The 16861-nt window shown below is 44.1% G+C and carries 12 protein-coding genes; 7 read left to right on the top strand and 5 right to left on the bottom strand.

Features of this window, described 5'->3' with window-relative positions; translation table 11 throughout:
* The first annotated feature begins 210 nt into the window (after window positions 1-210).
* The 4 genes from speA to ETF27_RS05940 all read left to right on the top strand — a co-directional run bounded on the left by speA (window position 211) and on the right by ETF27_RS05940 (window position 4307).
* A complete protein-coding gene (gene speA, locus ETF27_RS05955) occupies window positions 211-2103 on the top strand; it encodes a biosynthetic arginine decarboxylase (protein ID WP_130830310.1) in 1893 nt (630 codons plus the stop codon).
* A 154-nt stretch (window positions 2104-2257) separates the two neighbouring features.
* On the top strand, window positions 2258-2770 hold the full coding sequence (locus ETF27_RS05950) for an RNA polymerase sigma factor (RefSeq protein WP_130830309.1): 513 nt from the start codon (window positions 2258-2260) through the stop codon (window positions 2768-2770).
* Window positions 2760-3242, top strand: coding sequence for a pyruvate ferredoxin oxidoreductase (locus tag ETF27_RS05945; RefSeq protein ID WP_130830308.1), 483 nt, complete (start codon window positions 2760-2762; stop codon window positions 3240-3242). Before ETF27_RS05950 ends, ETF27_RS05945 begins: the two co-directional genes overlap by 11 nt.
* 477 nt (window positions 3243-3719) lie before the next feature.
* A complete protein-coding gene (locus ETF27_RS05940) occupies window positions 3720-4307 on the top strand; it encodes a hypothetical protein (RefSeq protein WP_240048137.1) in 588 nt (195 codons plus the stop codon).
* 113 nt (window positions 4308-4420) lie between these two features.
* Here ETF27_RS05940 and ETF27_RS05935 read toward each other — a convergent pair whose 3' ends face one another.
* The gene (locus ETF27_RS05935; protein WP_130830307.1) at window positions 4421-5572 is read right to left on the bottom strand and encodes a TlpA disulfide reductase family protein; all 1152 of its coding nucleotides are present in this window, start codon (window positions 5570-5572) and stop codon (window positions 4421-4423) included.
* Between the two features lie 719 nt (window positions 5573-6291).
* Between ETF27_RS05935 and ETF27_RS05930 the strand changes: the two genes are divergently transcribed.
* Window positions 6292-6990 carry a response regulator transcription factor gene (locus ETF27_RS05930; RefSeq protein WP_130830306.1) on the top strand — a complete coding sequence of 233 codons (699 nt, stop codon included), beginning with the start codon at window positions 6292-6294 and terminating at the stop codon, window positions 6988-6990.
* Window positions 6991-7078: 88 nt separating this feature from the next.
* The gene (locus tag ETF27_RS05925) at window positions 7079-8494 is read left to right on the top strand and encodes a sensor histidine kinase (RefSeq protein ID WP_130830305.1); all 1416 of its coding nucleotides are present in this window, start codon (window positions 7079-7081) and stop codon (window positions 8492-8494) included.
* A gap of 283 nt (window positions 8495-8777) precedes the next feature.
* On the opposite strand, the gene ETF27_RS05920 is transcribed toward ETF27_RS05925, so the two are convergent.
* A complete protein-coding gene (locus ETF27_RS05920) occupies window positions 8778-11024 on the bottom strand; it encodes an inorganic phosphate transporter (protein ID WP_130830304.1) in 2247 nt (748 codons plus the stop codon).
* A gap of 375 nt (window positions 11025-11399) precedes the next feature.
* On the opposite strand from ETF27_RS05920, the gene ETF27_RS05915 reads away from it, so the two are divergent.
* Complete coding sequence (locus tag ETF27_RS05915; protein ID WP_130830303.1) at window positions 11400-12029, top strand: AlbA family DNA-binding domain-containing protein; 630 nt, start codon at window positions 11400-11402, stop codon at window positions 12027-12029.
* Between the two features lie 64 nt (window positions 12030-12093).
* Here the strand turns inward: ETF27_RS05915 and ETF27_RS05910 are convergent, their stop codons facing one another.
* The 3 genes from ETF27_RS05910 to pnp form a co-directional block, all read right to left on the bottom strand.
* Window positions 12094-12954, bottom strand: coding sequence for an OmpA/MotB family protein (locus tag ETF27_RS05910; protein WP_130830302.1), 861 nt, complete (start codon window positions 12952-12954; stop codon window positions 12094-12096).
* 146 nt (window positions 12955-13100) lie between these two features.
* Window positions 13101-13409: a hypothetical protein gene (locus ETF27_RS05905; RefSeq protein ID WP_130830301.1), complete on the bottom strand. Its 309-nt coding sequence runs from the start codon at window positions 13407-13409 to the stop codon at window positions 13101-13103.
* A complete protein-coding gene (pnp, locus tag ETF27_RS05900; RefSeq protein WP_130830300.1) occupies window positions 13384-15621 on the bottom strand; it encodes a polyribonucleotide nucleotidyltransferase in 2238 nt (745 codons plus the stop codon). Before pnp ends, ETF27_RS05905 begins: the two co-directional genes overlap by 26 nt.
* Window positions 15622-16861: the final 1240 nt, after the last annotated feature.

Below are 16861 nucleotides of genomic sequence, written 5' to 3'. Positions count from 1 at the left end.
ACAGAAGAAATATCCGAGACACGATACTAACAATATTGCGAAAACATAAAATCAAGAGGTTGCACGACCGTTTGCCTGCCGTTGAAAGCAAAATGAGCAGTTCTCATCAACGAGGAAAATACCCTCACTAATAAAATGAACAATTCTCACTACGAGATAAATGGCTTATATTAACGAAGCAAGCAACTCTCATCACGGTACTGAAAAGTTATGAAAAAATGGACAATTGAAGACGCGAAGGAACTCTATAACATCAATGGATGGGGTACTTCCTATTTCGGAGTAAACGAGAAAGGCGATGTTTATGTAACTCCCTGCAAAGACAACACACAAGTTGATTTGCGGGACATTATGGATGAATTGCTCCTGCGCGATGTTACGCCTCCTGTTTTGCTTCGTTTTCCGGATATTTTGGATAATCGTATTGAGAAAACGTCTTCTTGTTTCAACATCGCCAAAAAGGAATACGATTTCAAAGGCGAAAATTTCATCATCTACCCCATCAAGGTCAATCAGATGCAACCTGTGGTAGGCGAGATTATCTCGCACGGTAAGAAATTCAATCTCGGATTGGAAGCCGGTTCCAAGCCGGAACTTCACGCCGTCATCGCAGTGCAATGTCAGAGCGATTCGCCCATTATCTGCAACGGCTACAAAGATCAGAGTTACATTGAGTTGGCTATGCTGGCGCAAAAGATGGGCAAACGCATCTTTATCGTTGTGGAAAAGCTCAATGAGATTGACATAATAGCCAAGGTTGCTAAGAAGTTGAACGTCAGACCTAATCTCGGTATTCGCATTAAATTGGCTTCCACCGGCTCCGGCAAATGGTCTGACAGCGGTGGCGATGCTTCCAAGTTCGGACTGACCGCCTCTGAACTGCTCAAAGCCTTGGAATTGCTTGATAAGAACGGACTGCATGATTCCTTGCGTTTGATACACTTTCACATTGGTTCGCAAATCACGAAGATACGGCGCATCCAAACCGCACTCACCGAGGCTGCACAGTACTATGTTAATCTAAGAAAGATGGGCTACAATGTAGATTTCGTTGATTGTGGCGGTGGACTTGGCGTGGATTACGACGGCACTCGCTCATCAAGTAGCGAGAGTTCGGTGAACTACACCATTCAGGAATATGTCAACGACTGTGTTTATACTTTCGTTGATGCGGCGAACAAAAGCGAAATCCCTCATCCGAACATCATCACGGAGAGTGGTAGAAGTCTGGCAGCTCATCACTCCGTGCTCGTCATTGATGTCTTGGAGACCGCTTCTTTACCTGAAATGCCTGAAGAATTTGAGGCAAACGACACCCATCATCAGTTAGTGCGTGAGTTGTATGCCATTTGGGATAATCTTGACTCCCGAAACATGTTGGAAGACTGGCATGATGCCGAGCAGATACGCGAGGAGTCGCTTGAGCTTTTCTCACATGGTATGGTGGATTTGAATACTCGTGCCGCCATAGAAGCCATGTATTGGAGCGTCTGCCATGAAATAAACATATTGGCAAAGAGCATGAAACACGCTCCGGACGAACTTCGCAATCTTGACAAACTATTGGCAGACAAATACTTCTGCAACTTCTCGCTCTTTCAATCGCTGCCCGACAGCTGGGCCATCGACCAGCTTTTTCCCGTCATGCCCATCCAACGGCTCAACGAACGCCCCACGCGCAAAGCCACGTTGCAAGACATTACCTGCGATAGCGATGGAAAGATTGCCAATTTCGTAACCGAAGGGCGCACCGGACACGTGCTTCCCGTTCACGCCTTAAAACGTAACGAACCTTATTACATCGGTGTTTTCCTCGTGGGAGCTTATCAGGAAATCCTCGGCGACTTGCATAATCTTTTCGGAGATACCAATGCCGTGCACCTCTCAGTGAAGAACGGCACTTATCACATTGATCAAATCATTGATGGTGAAACCGTGGAAGAGGTGCTGGAGTATGTGCAATACAATCCGAAAAAATTGGTTCGACAACTCGAAATTTGGGTTACCAAGAGCGTGAAGCAAGGAAAAATATCGTTGGAAGAAGGCAAAGAGTTCCTGAGCAACTACAGAAGTGGGCTTTACGGCTATACTTATTTGGAATAATCTCTCGGGGGGAGGGAGCGGTGAAGCCCCTATCAGAGTTTCGAACCGCCTCTCTTCGAATCTATGTTATTTCGCTAATGAATGTTAAATATTAGCGAAATTCACATGAAAGTGTAACTTTCGACCTAATTTAATCGTCAATCAAACAGAGAGGATGAAGAAAATCAGTTTCCGCAATGATGTGTTGCCTTTGAAGAACGAACTCTTCCGGCTCGCTTTGCGCATCACGCTCAATCGGGCAGAGGCAGAAGACATTGTTCAGGATACGCTGATAAAGGTTTGGAACAAACGTTTCGATTGGGATTCGATAGACTCCATCGAGGCTTTCAGCCTGAAAATTTGCCGCAACCTCTCATTGGACAGGATAAAGAAAAAAGGCAACAACAACGAATCGCTGGAAACAACTAACGAAGTTCAGCCGCAGTCTTTGTCCAATCCCCAAGACGAGATGATTCGTCAAGACCACATCCGCTTGGTGAGAGATATCGTAAACTCACTTCCCGAAAAGCAAAAGAGCTGTATGCAGCTGAGAGATTTTGAGGGAAAAGCTTATAAGGAAATAGCCGAGATATTGGAAATAACCGAAGAACAGGTCAAGGTGAACATCTTTAGGGCGCGTCAGGCGGTGAAACAAAAATACAAAAAAATAGATGAATATGGATTATAAGTACATAGAACAGTTAATGGAGCGTTATTGGCGTTGCGAGACGACGTTGCATGAGGAGGATATTCTCCGCACGTTTTTTTCGCAAGAGGACGTTCCGGCTGAATTCTTGCCTTATAAAGACTTGTTCGTTTATGGGCGTGAACAAAAGGAAAGCGATGCGTTGGATGATGAGTTCGACCGCAAGGTACTTGGAATGATTCGGGAAGACGAACCCGTGAAAGCACGCACCATAACGATGCGTCAGCGGTTAATCCCCTTATTCAAGGCAGCAGCTGTCGTTGCGATAGTGCTTACCCTCGGAAATGCCATTCAAACTGCCATTCAGCCGAAAGATGCACAGCTCCAACAAACGGAGGTGGCAAACACGAACCAAACGCGAGAAGGACTTTCCGTTGCCAAGGCAGACTCAACTCACTCCGATTCGTTGCAAAGCACCACCTCGCAGCCCCAACAACAGGTCATCATTAAGTAAGATAATTTCAATGCTTTCTCTATAAAATAATCAGATTTAGTAAAACAAGCGAAACTGTGAAGTTTCAATTCTCTAATTTTTTCAATGTGTAAAAACAATAGATGGCCAATATCCCGGCAAGGGATGTTGGCTTTTCTTTTTGTGTTTGTTCTATTTCCTATGTGGAAGCTTTGGCGATATATTTCCATTGAATTATTCTTCTTCTCTTTTTTTTTATTATCTTTGCGCTCGTTATGAAAGAATAAGAATATATTTTGAGTAACTATTCAAAATTAATTGCCACAATATTTTCGTTTGTTTTTTCATTCAGTCTTTTGATTTAAAAAGGGAGTGTAGCGAGCTGCCCGACCGATGAAAGACGAGAAAATGATGAAAAAGAGATGGAAAGATTGTAGGAAAGTAAAATTAAAGAAACCAAGAAAGATATATACGTTTAATTTTTGAACACCATCTTACCACTATTCATACCCTATAAACATGAAAAAGAAGAATATTCTCACGTCAATCCTGCTGTGTCATTTGCTGTTTTCCATTTCCACCACGGCTTATGCTCAAAACGACACCATTCGCTCCCGAAGTGTTTTCCTTGAGTTTGGAGGTGGCTCCAATGGCGTTGGCATCAATTACGATGCGCGTTTCAAGGAAGATTCCAAATGGGGCTATCGCGTTGGGTTTGCTTTTGGTTATTCTAAGGCAAACTATTTTTTCGCAGCGGGTACTTCGACTCGGGTTTACAGTATTCCGCTTGAAGTAAATTATCTGCTTGGAAAAGGCAAAAACCGCCTCGAAATGGGATTGGGTGTTAATACCGGATATTACAACGACCACATCGCAGTGGCTGAACATTTTAAGTTTGAAGCAGAGCAATGGAGAATTGCCTATAAAAACATATCCGAAAACAACATCTCCTCCTTCGCTTATTTGAATATCGGGTATCGTTATACCCACAAACGTGGATTTCAGTTCCGTATTGGCATCACTCCCGCTTGCATGATTACCAATAACCGGTATTGTGGCAGAGAGGCACTTTTGGGTTTATACATTAGTTTTGGTAAGGCGTTCTAAACGCTATTTGTTGTCGGTTATCGAACAAAGCCTCTTCGCACCGGACTGTGTGAGGAGGCTTTGTTCGATTTATGGTTTGCGAAAGAGCGCGTTGGAACGCCGGTCGGCAAGATTTATAGCAATGCTTGTATCTCCGCTTCGAGATTTTTTATCTGTCCCGGATTTCTTACGATGTTATTTCCCCGGTCAATGAGGTAAATAATTGGCGTGGCAGTGGCTGCCTCCGTGTAAGCCCGGCTTATGCCCGTGTTGTCGAAGACGTTAATCCATGGCAGGTTTGCCACCTGTTCTTTCCAAAAATGCTCATTGTCATCGAGCGATACCATGAAGATTTCCAAACCTTTTGAATGATACTTCTCATAGAGTTCGCGCATCCGCATGATGTATTCCGTGGAGCCTTTCATTCCGAAGATGTGAAAATCCAAAAGCACCACCTGACCTTTCAAGTCGGTCAGATGCCGTTCGTTGCCCACGTTGTCGCGCAGTGGCAGGTCGATGACTCCTGTTTCCTCCGCATTCACTTCCACCTGTTTTCCACGTGCTTTTACGATGCGTTCATCCTGCATTCCCTTGATGGCGATGTTGTGCAGGTTCTCGCCTCGTTCCGACCCCGGATAAAACGTGTCCCAGCTTGTTGCCACGGCACCGAACACCTTGTTGTCCGCCGCATCGCGTGCCGGATTGAATATCAGGCGTGCCCGGTTGTTCACCACGATGTATTGAAACAGGGCGAAATAGCTGTAAGCTCTCATCGGCTCCTTGAAGATATAGTTATTGCTGACATCGTGTTTGTAGCCGGCAAGCAGGTTGTCGATGAGCGAATCTGCCACCTCCGGATGTTGCGTGGCGATGGCTTGGCATTGTGCTTGCAGGTTGATTTGTTTCAGCGCCAGCTCCTTTATCTTCTCATTCTCGTACGAGCCTTTCACCTCGTAGCTCGCTGCCATTCCGGGATAGGCGGCAGTAACGTTCACCGTCTCCGTTGAATCGATGCCGATATTGATAATTTGGTCGGCGATGCGCAAACGATAGAACTCAGGATTGTCTGCCTTGTCGCCTGAAAAAGCGAAACTGCCGTCGTCGGCGAGTTTCACCGAGTCGAGTTTGTGGAAGCCCGTCAGACTGTTGTGCTCGAAATAAAGCACGGAATCCTTTGCGTTGGTGATGTTTCCCGTTACGTGAAACTGCTCGCCTGAGCAGCCTGTCAGCATTGCCGTTCCCGAAAGAAGGCAACTCGCGAGTATGGTTTTCAAGTTGTTTTTCATTCTTGTTGCTGATGATGTGTTTCTTTTTCTTACTCTGCAAAGATAACGTTATTTTGACAAAACATCGAAACAATGCCGGAAAAATCTTCCCTTATCAGTCTTTTGCGAGTGGTTCCCCGACTTGGAAAAAGACGAATTTAAGGTTGAAACTACGGATTATCGTAGTTGAAATATATTTACATATACCTCAAAATGCTGCCCTTAAAAGCAAAAACATTCATCCTTGTTCGTAAATACGCAAATTATCTTAATTTTCACAATTAGTTGATAAACAGATAAATACGTGATACAGCACTCGGAGAGCAAATAAAAACATTAATTTTCCTCGTGGTTTTTCACTACAAAAGCTTACCTTTTGCAGTGCAAAAGCTCATGTATCGCAACGCAAAACATAAGCTAATGCATGACAAAAGGTAAGCTTTTGTGAGAATACATGGTTTTTCGGAGAAATATCGCTTGATTTTTGTTGGGAAAACGTCAATTTCCCTCCTGTCGTTTTCCCGGATTGCGATTTTATATATGCGGTTTTTTGGTAAGAATAGTTTACAAACAGAAGTCGCCTGATGACGAGATGAGCACCTCTTCGTAACATCGTAACTCTTGATTTTCCACATCACAAAGACAAAACAAAGGTTGTTTTTTCATAAGATTTTAACATAAGAAAAAAAACTATTACGGAAAAATTTTATAAATTTGCAGAAAATCAAACTTATAAGAAGATGGGCGATATCAAACACTGCATTTTAGTTGTTGATGATGAAGAGGACATTTGCGAGATATTAAAGTTTAACCTTGAAACCGAAGGATACATTGTGGAGACGGCTCATTCCGCAGAGGAAGCTCTCGGCATGGAGATTTCAAGATATAATCTCATTCTTCTTGATGTCATGATGGGCGAAATTTCCGGTTTTGCCATGGCTAAAAAACTAAAAGACAATCCTCTGACGAAGAAAATCCCCATCATCTTCCTCACTGCCCGCGATTCCGAGAACGACACGGTTACCGGTTTTAACTTGGGGGCAGACGACTACATTTCAAAACCATTTTCCATCCGTGAGGTTATTCTGCGTGTCAGAGCCGTTCTAAATCGCACGGAGACGGCAACAGTGATTGAGCCGGAGCAGCACAGAACACTTTCATTCGAAGGATTGGAAATGGATTTAGAGAAGAAGACCGTTAATATTGACGGAGAAGAGGTTCCATTTACAAAAACGGAATTTGAATTGCTGCATCTGTTACTGGAGGAAAGAGGTCGAGTCTTCTCTCGCCAAGAACTCATTGAGCGTATTTGGCCAAAAGACGTGTTGGTGCTTGACCGAACGGTGGATGTATATATCACAAGGGTTAGAAAGAAGATAGGACGTTTCTCCAAATGTATTGCCACCCGATTGGGGTTTGGCTATTACTTTAACATGTAAGTCGTGCGGAGGGAAGAGACATCGTGCGGTTCGCCGAAGCCTCAACGCTTCCCAACAAAACAAGTTGTCGGACTTTAGCAAATGAATCATGAAAAAAATAAGCATCGGTCATAAGCTCTACCTGAGTATTATGGCCGTTTTCCTTGTATTCTCAATCGCATTTATTGTTTTCCAACAAAACCGTGAAAAGCAATATAAAGTGAAGACACTCGAATTGCAATTGCAGATGTTCAACAAACACATGGCAGAAGAGTTGGAAAAGAGTGGATACGAAGAAAAGAGTATCACGAGCTATCTCGCTTCCCACAGCCGAAAGGATATGCGCGTTACACTCATCCGCCGCGATGGAGGGGTGATTTTCGATAATGAGAAAAAAGACTACCTGCACATTTCCAACCATCGAAACCGAGAGGAGGTAATCAAGGCATTGGCTACCGGTTGGGGATCCACTGTGGAAAGAAGAAGCAAGACATTGAAGCAGGATTATTATTATTCAGCCACCTATTTTCCCAAAGATGGCATCATTATTCGCACGGCGTTGCCTTACAATGACGACTTGGCAAAATCGTTAAAGTCGGACCAACATTATATATGGTTCGCGCTGTTGGCGTTGGCACTACTTACGTTTGTCATCTACAGATTTGTAAACAGTCTTGACAAGAATATCACCAAACTAAAGATATTCGCATCGCGGGCAGACAACAATGAGAGTCTTGAGACAGAAGACCTTGCCGACTTCCCCGATGACGAATTGGGCGAGATTGCCGAACGCATCATTAAGATTTATAAACGACTGGAATCTACCCGGCAAGAGCAAGACATATTGAAACGCCAGCTGACACAGAATATCGCCCACGAGCTGAAGACCCCCATAGCATCCATTCAAGGCTACTTGGAAACCATTTTGGATAATCCGTGCATCACGGAAGAGAATAAGAAACAGTTCCTCGCTCGCTGTTACACCCAGACAGAGAGGCTGACATCGCTGCTGAGAGATATTTCAACCCTCAACAGGATTGATGATGGAGCGAAAATGATGGACATTGAATCAATCGATATCTGCACTTTGGTCGCGAATATTCAAAGAGAAACGGCATTGGAACTAAACGAGCGCGACATGACATTCCGCAACAATCTGCCCGATCACATTATGGTGAAAGGGGTAAAAAACTTGTTATACAGCGTTTTCCGCAATCTTACCGACAACGCCATCGCTTATGCAGGCGAAGGAACCACCATCACGCTGAATGCTTACGAGAATAATGGCTATTGGAACTTCTGCTTCACCGATAATGGCACGGGTGTAAATAAGGAACATCTGCCGAGACTCTTTGAACGTTTTTACAGGATTGACAAAGGCAGAAGCAGGAAACTCGGTGGAACGGGTCTTGGGCTTGCCATCGTGAAGAATGCGGTACTCATTCATGGTGGCAGCATAGAGGTTGTGAATAACAGTCCAAGTGGGTTGCGCTTCGATTTCCGCATAAAAGCCAATAGAAATTAATCGAGAAGCAAACTGAAGAATGTCACGACAAGACAAATCCGTTGACATTCTGCGCACTCAAACATTGAAATTCCGGAAGAGATGAAATCGACTTTCAAAGGATTGCCCACCAGACGTTTTCTTACTATGTTCCTGATTCTCAACGCTTGCAAATCACAAGTCGCAATCCACGGAAAGAAGGAATTTTGAAAATAATAAAGGCGTCATATTCATCGAACATGACGCCTGCTTTGTAGCTTTTTTTATTTCATTTTCTCGTATCGGGAAAAGCCAACCATCAGGTTTATTCGCAGAACTTCTTCGCAGCCCTTAACTGATGACGCATGGCACTTATGAATTGCTGGGTTTCCTGCAACATGTTCAGATAGACCACAGATACTTGAAATTCGGCATTACCCTGTGCTTTTTGCATCCTATCCAAATGCTTTTTACGCAAGACTGACAGTTCATCTTTTACTTGATCCGCATCGGTCAGCATTTCCCTGTAATTCTCAAACCTGCGAGTGGAAATAAGATTCTCACTGATTTTCAACAAGTCGTTAATTTTCTGTTGGATGGGTTCGAACTCGGCGATAAACTCTTCGGGAACAGGATTAAAGCTATTGCCAATATGCTCGCGAATAGGCTCAAGCATTCTTCTTAAAGAATAGATAAGCTGTTGGTTACTATTTGCACCCAAATGAAACCAAGTGTTGCGCTCAATAGCCAATTCAGGCGGGCAACGTTTCAGTCCGAGCATCTCTTGCCTACGATATTTCTTCAAATCCTCCGTTTCGTGCTGTAAATTCCTATCGGTATGGCGCAACTCCTTTATGCGCTCTTCATGAAATCCATCTACAATTGCGTTGAATTGAACCAAGGCGAATTTACAAACGTATGCCTGTGTGCGTGCCACTTGTCGTTGCAACATATCCCAAACCAATTCCGGGTCGCGAGTGCGCATCATCAAACGGAATACGCTTCCGCTCTCTTCTTTTGCCATCTTCTTTTTGTAATTACGTTCCGAACGAATCAAAAGGAAGACCACAAGCAACATGAAAGCTACCTTCATGAAAATTCCTCCGAAATACATAATCATGCAAACGATGGAACAAGATATAAATGCAGCACCGGCAGTGATGAACCAACCACCTATCACCGATAAGACTCCCGTTACGCGGAACACAGCACTTTCGCGACTCCACGCACGGTCGGCAAGACTGGAACCCATTGCCACCATGAACGTAACGTATGTGGTGGAAAGTGGTAGTTTTAAGTTTGTTCCAATGGTGATTAACATGGAAGCCAACACAAGGTTCACTGCTGCCCGAACCACATCGAATGCTACATTGACATCCGCTTCATCTCCGCTTTTTTCTTTGAAACGCGAGTCTATCCAACTGCTAACGCGCGAGGGAATTGCAGTACTAACGTTGCCGGAGATATTTTGCGAAAACCTCACAATGGCACGTGCCGCACTGGAGCTACCGAACATCTCATCGCCCTCATCCTGACGGCTCAAGTCCACGCTCGTCTTAATAACATTCTGTGCTTTCTTGGAAGTAGCCATCGCAACTATCATGACAACGCCCGCTCCCAACAACCAACTTGGTGTGGTTTTCGCGCTTTCCATCAGTGATGTCATCATAAACGCCGTATCGCTTGCTCCATCTGCATTTGCCATGAAATCCTGATAAGAGTCCAATCCCGCGAGCGGCACACCAATAAAGTTCACCAAGTCGTTGCCGGCGAATGCCATTGCCAAAGCGAAAGTACCCATAAGTACTACGAACTTAAAGATGTTTACTCGAAGAAGATGGAGAATTTCCATCAATATGGTAGAGGCAATGAAAGTTATCAAAAGGAGAAAGTTAATGTTCGCTTCTATATATTCCTTAATGTTGCCCGGAAGATAAGGGCTTTTGCCAAGTCCTTTCATGAAGATGAAATAGGATAGAGCCGTAAAGGCGATGCCACCAAACAGAGCGATGGAATAGCGCGAATATCGCTTGTAATTAAACGTGAACACAACTCTGGAAATCCACATCACGATGGTACCGCAGACAAAGGCGATGGCTACCGAGACGAAGATGGCAATGATTACTTTCAGTGCCTGTTCCGTGTTCATCAGGTTTGAAAAGCTCAGATTGCCATCACCTGCCATTTTGATACAAGCAATGATAAACGTTCCTCCCAACAACTCGAACACGAGCGAAACAGTAGTAGAGGTTGGCATTCCGAGCGTATTGAAGACATCGAGAACGATGATGTCCGTAACCATCACAGCCAAGAAGATTGTCATTACTTCACTAAAGGAATACTGACTTGGCGTCATGATGCCATGCCTTGCCACATCCATCATGCCCGAAGACAACACGGCTCCCAATACCACACCAACGGATGCAATAATGAGAATGGTGCGAAATCCGGCAACGCGCGCACCCACTGCCGATTGCAAGAAGTTTACGGCATCGTTGCTAACCCCCACAAACAAGTCGAATACTGCCAAACAAAGCAGAAATACGACAATACAAAGATACATTGTTTCCATCTCGTAACTTTAAACCTTATATATTTCTTTTGGGCGCAAAGGTACATTGCTAATGTTACAAGCAAATTAAACGTGTGTTACAATTCCGTTAAGACACACTCATCCGTCTCAATCAAATGAAAACAAGACTTCGCTGATGTCCCATTGTTATGGCTCACCCGGACTTTCTCCCGTGAACCCAAATCTCTTTATTTATTGCAATTCATATTGCAAACTTAGAGATTTGGGATGAAACAATGCTCATGCGACTATTCTTTCTCGGCACTACCAAATAACATAGATAGGAGATACCATGTGGAAAACAATCATAAAAGTTTCTCCCATTTTCTTTTTAAGAACTAAAAATCGCTACCTTTGCGACAAACTTCTCAACAGATGACTCAACAGCAATATCTTCAGATGCTCATCGCCCAAGGAGAGCATCGGCAACAAGATTTCAAATACAAAGTGCAGAATGCCATAAAGCTCGCCAAGTCGGTTTCGGCATTTGCCAACAGCGAAGGAGGCAGACTTTTAATAGGAGTAAGGGACGATGGACACATTTCCGGAGTGAGGTCAGAAGAGGAAATTTACATGATGCACGCCGCAGCATACAAATATTGCTTACCTGAAAGTGATATCTCGTTTTCCACCTTTCATGTTGAGGGACGCAACGTAGTCATCGCAACCATCCCACCCGCTGCACAAAAACCCATTTTCGCCATTGATGAGAAAAATAATAAGCACGCGTACATAAGAATAAAAGACGAAAATATTATCGCATCGCCCATACACTTGGAGATGTGGAAACAGGAACAACAACCTCGCAGCATGATGGAATACACCGAGAAGACAAAGCATCTTCTGGCACTCATCGATGAAAAGCCTAACCTCACACTGAACAAAATCGTCAGACTTTCCAAGATAAATCGCTACACGGTCATCTCCACTTTGGCACGACTTATACGCTACAACGTATTGGAATATAAGTATGTCGGCGAACAATTCACTTTCACGATAAAATAAGAACGACCGCAACCCTCCTTTTGCGGATGATTGCGGTCGTATTGTTTATATCAAGAAGCTCACTTTATTTCGCTTCTTCCGTTTCGGGTGCCTCACCAATCAAGTCCATAAACTGGTCGAGCTTGGGAGTAATGATAATCTGTGTGCGACGATTGCGCTGCTTGCCTACCTCCGTATCATTGGTAGTGAGCGGGTTATATTCGCCACGTCCGCCTGCAGTGAGACGTTTTGGATTTACTCCGAAGTGGTCTTGCAGATACTGAACCACCGAAGATGCGCGAAGAGCCGAGAGATCCCAGTTGTTGCGGATATTCTTCATCTTCTCGCTTTGGTTATTCACGGGAACGTTATCCGTATTTCCCTCAATGAGCACGTCATAATCCTTGTAATCCATGATAATCTTGGCAATCTTACGCAACGTTTGTTCAGCGCGGTCGTTGATTTCATACGAGCCACTCTTGTAAAGCATGTTATCAGCCAAAGAGATATATACGACACCCTTCAACACCTGAACGTCCACCTCTTTCAGTTCTTCCTTGCTCAGGCTGCGTGTAAGATTGTTCGTCAGAACCACATTCAGCGAGTCGCTCTTGCTCTTCACCTCTACCAAGTGGCGAATGTACTGGTTGCTCTCGTTGATTTGGTCCACCAACTTGGAAATATTCACGTTGTTCGAATTTGCGTTGTTCAGACTCTTGTCCAAACTACCCTGCAGAGCTGCCGCACTTGCCTTAGCTTGTGCCAACTGGTCTTCAAGACTCTTGATGCGTGCGTTGTTGGCAGCAATGGTTTCTTTTGCACTTTGGTATTCTCCGGAGAGTCGTTGATTCTCCGTCTGACAGTTCTGCAAGTCTTTCTTGCTTGCGCACCCGGTAATCAGAAATGCTCCGAGCACGAATGTTAAAGCCAATAGATTCTTTTTCATAGTTCTATTCTCCTTTTATTATTCATTATTCTGTTTTTCGACAGTTATATATGTATGATAATTTTACGCCTGATGATTCTCAACTCCCCATGTTCGGAAACGAGTTGGCAAAGGGATGTTCACAGATTCATTGTTTGCAAAGTTATCTAATTGACGATAAAAACCAAGAAAAGATTAGTTCCTTTATGTATTTTTAACCACAAATCAGACTTTCCTGCTTGTTTTTCTTTCATTCCCTCTTTGTTTCCCGGATAAAAAAAGTCTATAGGAATGTTATTACAGAAATATCGGTCAGACAATTGATAAAAAACGTTATCCGTTTGCGGCTGATATAGATACTTACGTGGTTTTTCTTTCCTTGTTGCCCAAGCACAAAAAACTCTCGCATTGTTTGCGAGAGTTTTTTGATGTGCATTTGTCAGTTCTTCTTTATTCTTCGTTGGTGTTCGCATCATGATTGTTGCGACGCCTATCATTGTCTCGACGCGGACGACGCTCACCGCGCGGACGACGCTGTGGCTCAACGTAGCCTTCCGGTTTTTCGAGCAAGCAACGGTGCGACAATTTATATTTACCGGTTTTCGGGTCAATATCAAGGAGCTTCACCTTAATTTTGTCCCCTTCTTTTATTCCGGCTTCCTCTACCGTCTCAAGGCGTTTCCAATCTATCTCTGATATATGGAGCAGTCCATCCTTGCCCGGCAATATCTCCACGAAGCATCCATAAGGCATGATGGAACGAACGGTTCCCTCGTACACTTCGCCCACTTCCGGGACAGCCGCAATCGCTTTTATCTTGCCTACCGCAGCATCGATACTCTCCTTGTTTGGAGCGGAAACCTGAATCTTGCCCACACCATCTGTTTCTTCAATGGTAATGGTGGCTCCGGTCTCTTCCTGCATCTGCTGAATGATTTTTCCACCGGGGCCGATAATCGCACCGATAAATTCCTTTGGAACCTCGAAAGCCACGATACGCGGAACTTGTGGTTTTAGTTCCTTGCGTGGTTCTTCAATGGTATGAGTCAGTTTTCCGAGGATATACTCTCTTCCGGCTTTTGCTTGCATCAATGCTTTTTCCAATATTTCAAAGGAAAGACCATCGCATTTGATATCCATCTGCGTGGCAGTGATACCGTCTTTTGTTCCGGTGGTCTTGAAGTCCATGTCGCCCAAGTGGTCTTCATCGCCGAGGATATCGCTCAAAATAGCATATTTGTCCTCGCCCGGGTTCTTAATCAATCCCATCGCTATTCCCGACACCGGTTTTTTCATGGGCACACCGGCATCCATCAATGCTAACGTTCCGGCGCAAACAGTAGCCATGGAAGAAGAACCGTTCGATTCAAGTATCTGACTTACCAGTCGTACCGTGTAAGGGAAATCTTCCGGGATCTGACCTTTCAATCCGCGCCATGCCAAATGACCATGCCCTATCTCGCGACGTCCCACACCGCGTTGCGCCTTTGCCTCGCCCGTACAGAACGGTGGGAAGTTGTAATGCAGCAAGAATCGCTGATAGCTCTTGTCCAAGACATTGTCGATCATCTTCTCGTCGAGTTTCGTACCGAGCGTGCAGGTGGAGAGTGAAAGCGTCTCGCCACGCTGGAAGTAAGCACTTCCGTGGGGCATTGGCAACGCGTCCACTTCGCACCAAATGGGACGTATCTCGTCTGTGGCGCGACCATCCATTCGCTTGCCCGTATCGAGCACGCTGCGACGCATGGAGTCGCGTTGCACATCGGCAAAATATCGTTCTATCTCGGCGTGTTTTTCCTCGAGGTCGTCTTCCGATAAGTCGGTGTGTGCGGCATCGTAGGCTTCCACGAAATCCGCTTTTATCTTGTCGTATGTCTCTTCGCGATGTTTCTTGTCGTTATCACCACTCTGTGCCTCGGCATAGCAAGCGTCATAGGTTTCCTTTCTCACCAGCTCGCGAAGTTCTTCGTCGTTTGTCTCGTCGTTGTATTCGCGTTTTACGTCGGTTCCCAGTTCTTTTGCAAGTTCTTCCTGCAACTCGCACATGGGTTTGATTGCTTCGTGAGCCACCTTCAGCGCGCCGATGAGATCTTGCTCTGACACTTCATCCATCTCACCTTCCACCATCATGATGTTGTCCTTTGTGGCACCTACCATGATATCCATGTCGGCAGACTTCATCTGTTCGAAAGTCGGGTTGATGACATACTCGCCATTCACGCGAGCCACACGCACTTCGGAGATGGGGAATTCGATAGGAATATCGGAGCACTGCATGGCTGCCGATGCAGCAAATCCCGCAAGTGCGTCAGGCTGATCAACGCCATCGGCGGAGAGAAGCATTACGGTAACGAATACTTCTGTGTGATAATCTGATGGGAATAAAGGACGAAGCACGCGGTCAACCAATCGTGACGTCAGGATTTCTTCGTCGTTCGCTTTGCCTTCGCGTTTTGTAAATCCACCGGGGAAACGACCTGCGGCAGCGTACTGCTCGCGATAATCCACTTGCAAAGGCATAAAGTCTGTACCCGGAACTGCCTCTTTGGCTGCGCAAACTGTGGCGAGAAGCACGGTGTTGCCCATTCTGAGTACAGCGGCTCCGTCGGCTTGCTTCGCAACCTTTCCGGTTTCAATTGTGATGGTTCTTCCATCAGCCAATTGAAGAGTTTTCGTAATTACGTTCATCTAAAATTTAAAAAATACTTATTGTTTTGACCTACATCATAAGGGAAAATGTAAATGGTAAAAAGGTAAAAAAGTAAGTGCTATTCTACCTTGTGGACCGAATTACGGTTTCCGCATAAAATAAAATCGTACAAATGTAGGAAGAATTTGTCTAAATGACAAATAAAACCCGATTTATTTTCATTTTATCATACGAAAAGCGTGTTTTCAACCAATAATGTCCTAAAATATGGGTCTCCCGGAATTTCGAGTGATGGTCTTTAGCTTTTGAAAATCATCAAGTTATACAATTAGTCCTATTCATAAACCCTTTATATACGGAGGTTTATACTCAAGAAGTGATAATTTGTGATGCAATAATGCCTATGACTTCTATATGCATTTCATTAAGCTTAAACCCATTGTTAATGAGAAGTTTTTCGAGAAAACCGTGTTGTGAACTTTTAAGTTTCACTCCTACTTCATCACTCCAAATGTCGGACGCCCCAAAATAGGGGGCTATGTTGATTTGTGTGGATAACGGAAGCATTCGCCTCCATGTTCTATAAGCATTCCGGCAACTGACGGAACGTGTCCAAGGAGCATGAACCACCTCTATCGAAGAAACTTGGGATGATCCCAAAAATCAACAAGAGAAAATGTGTGGTGCATGATGATTTCCGAGCTTCCCTCTCAGGTGAGTTTCTTTCATTTTTTTTCTTAATAGAACAGCTGTAAGCAAAACTAAGATATTTTTCCTATTCGTGTCTTTTTTATAATTGAAACAGATACGAGAACATGCTTTCCGAATGTTTATAATATAAGGTGTATCTTCTTTCATCTCTTGATTTATATCAATTCTTTATTTCATTTTACTTATTTCTAAAATTTTTCCTTGAAAATATTTGGTGGTTGTGAATTATTGCATTATCTTTGCACTCGCTTTCAAGAAATACGCCACGAGGCGTTTTTGCGATGGCATCAAAATCGTTCTTTGAAAAGATTTACATAGACAGAGAAGTAGTACAAGAAGAAGCGTCCGCCGCCGATATTTTTTTTATTGGTCGGTGGATGGGTAAAGAAACGAACCGTTCAATTTTTTTTATCTTCTGCCCTTTTTGGTTTCATCCAAATCCTGGTGGTTGATATTACATATATAGAAAGGTGTTTAAACTTGATACTTTGAATGAAGGATAATCATTCTGACTCGGAGACATACTTTTATGCCTTTTTTCGATGTGTATATATATTTATTATATAT

The sequence above is a fragment of the Prevotella brunnea genome (genome assembly GCF_008016795.1).
Taxonomy (GTDB): Bacteria; Bacteroidota; Bacteroidia; order Bacteroidales; family Bacteroidaceae; genus Prevotella; species Prevotella brunnea.
This window is presented reverse-complemented; position numbering and strand designations above follow the sequence as displayed.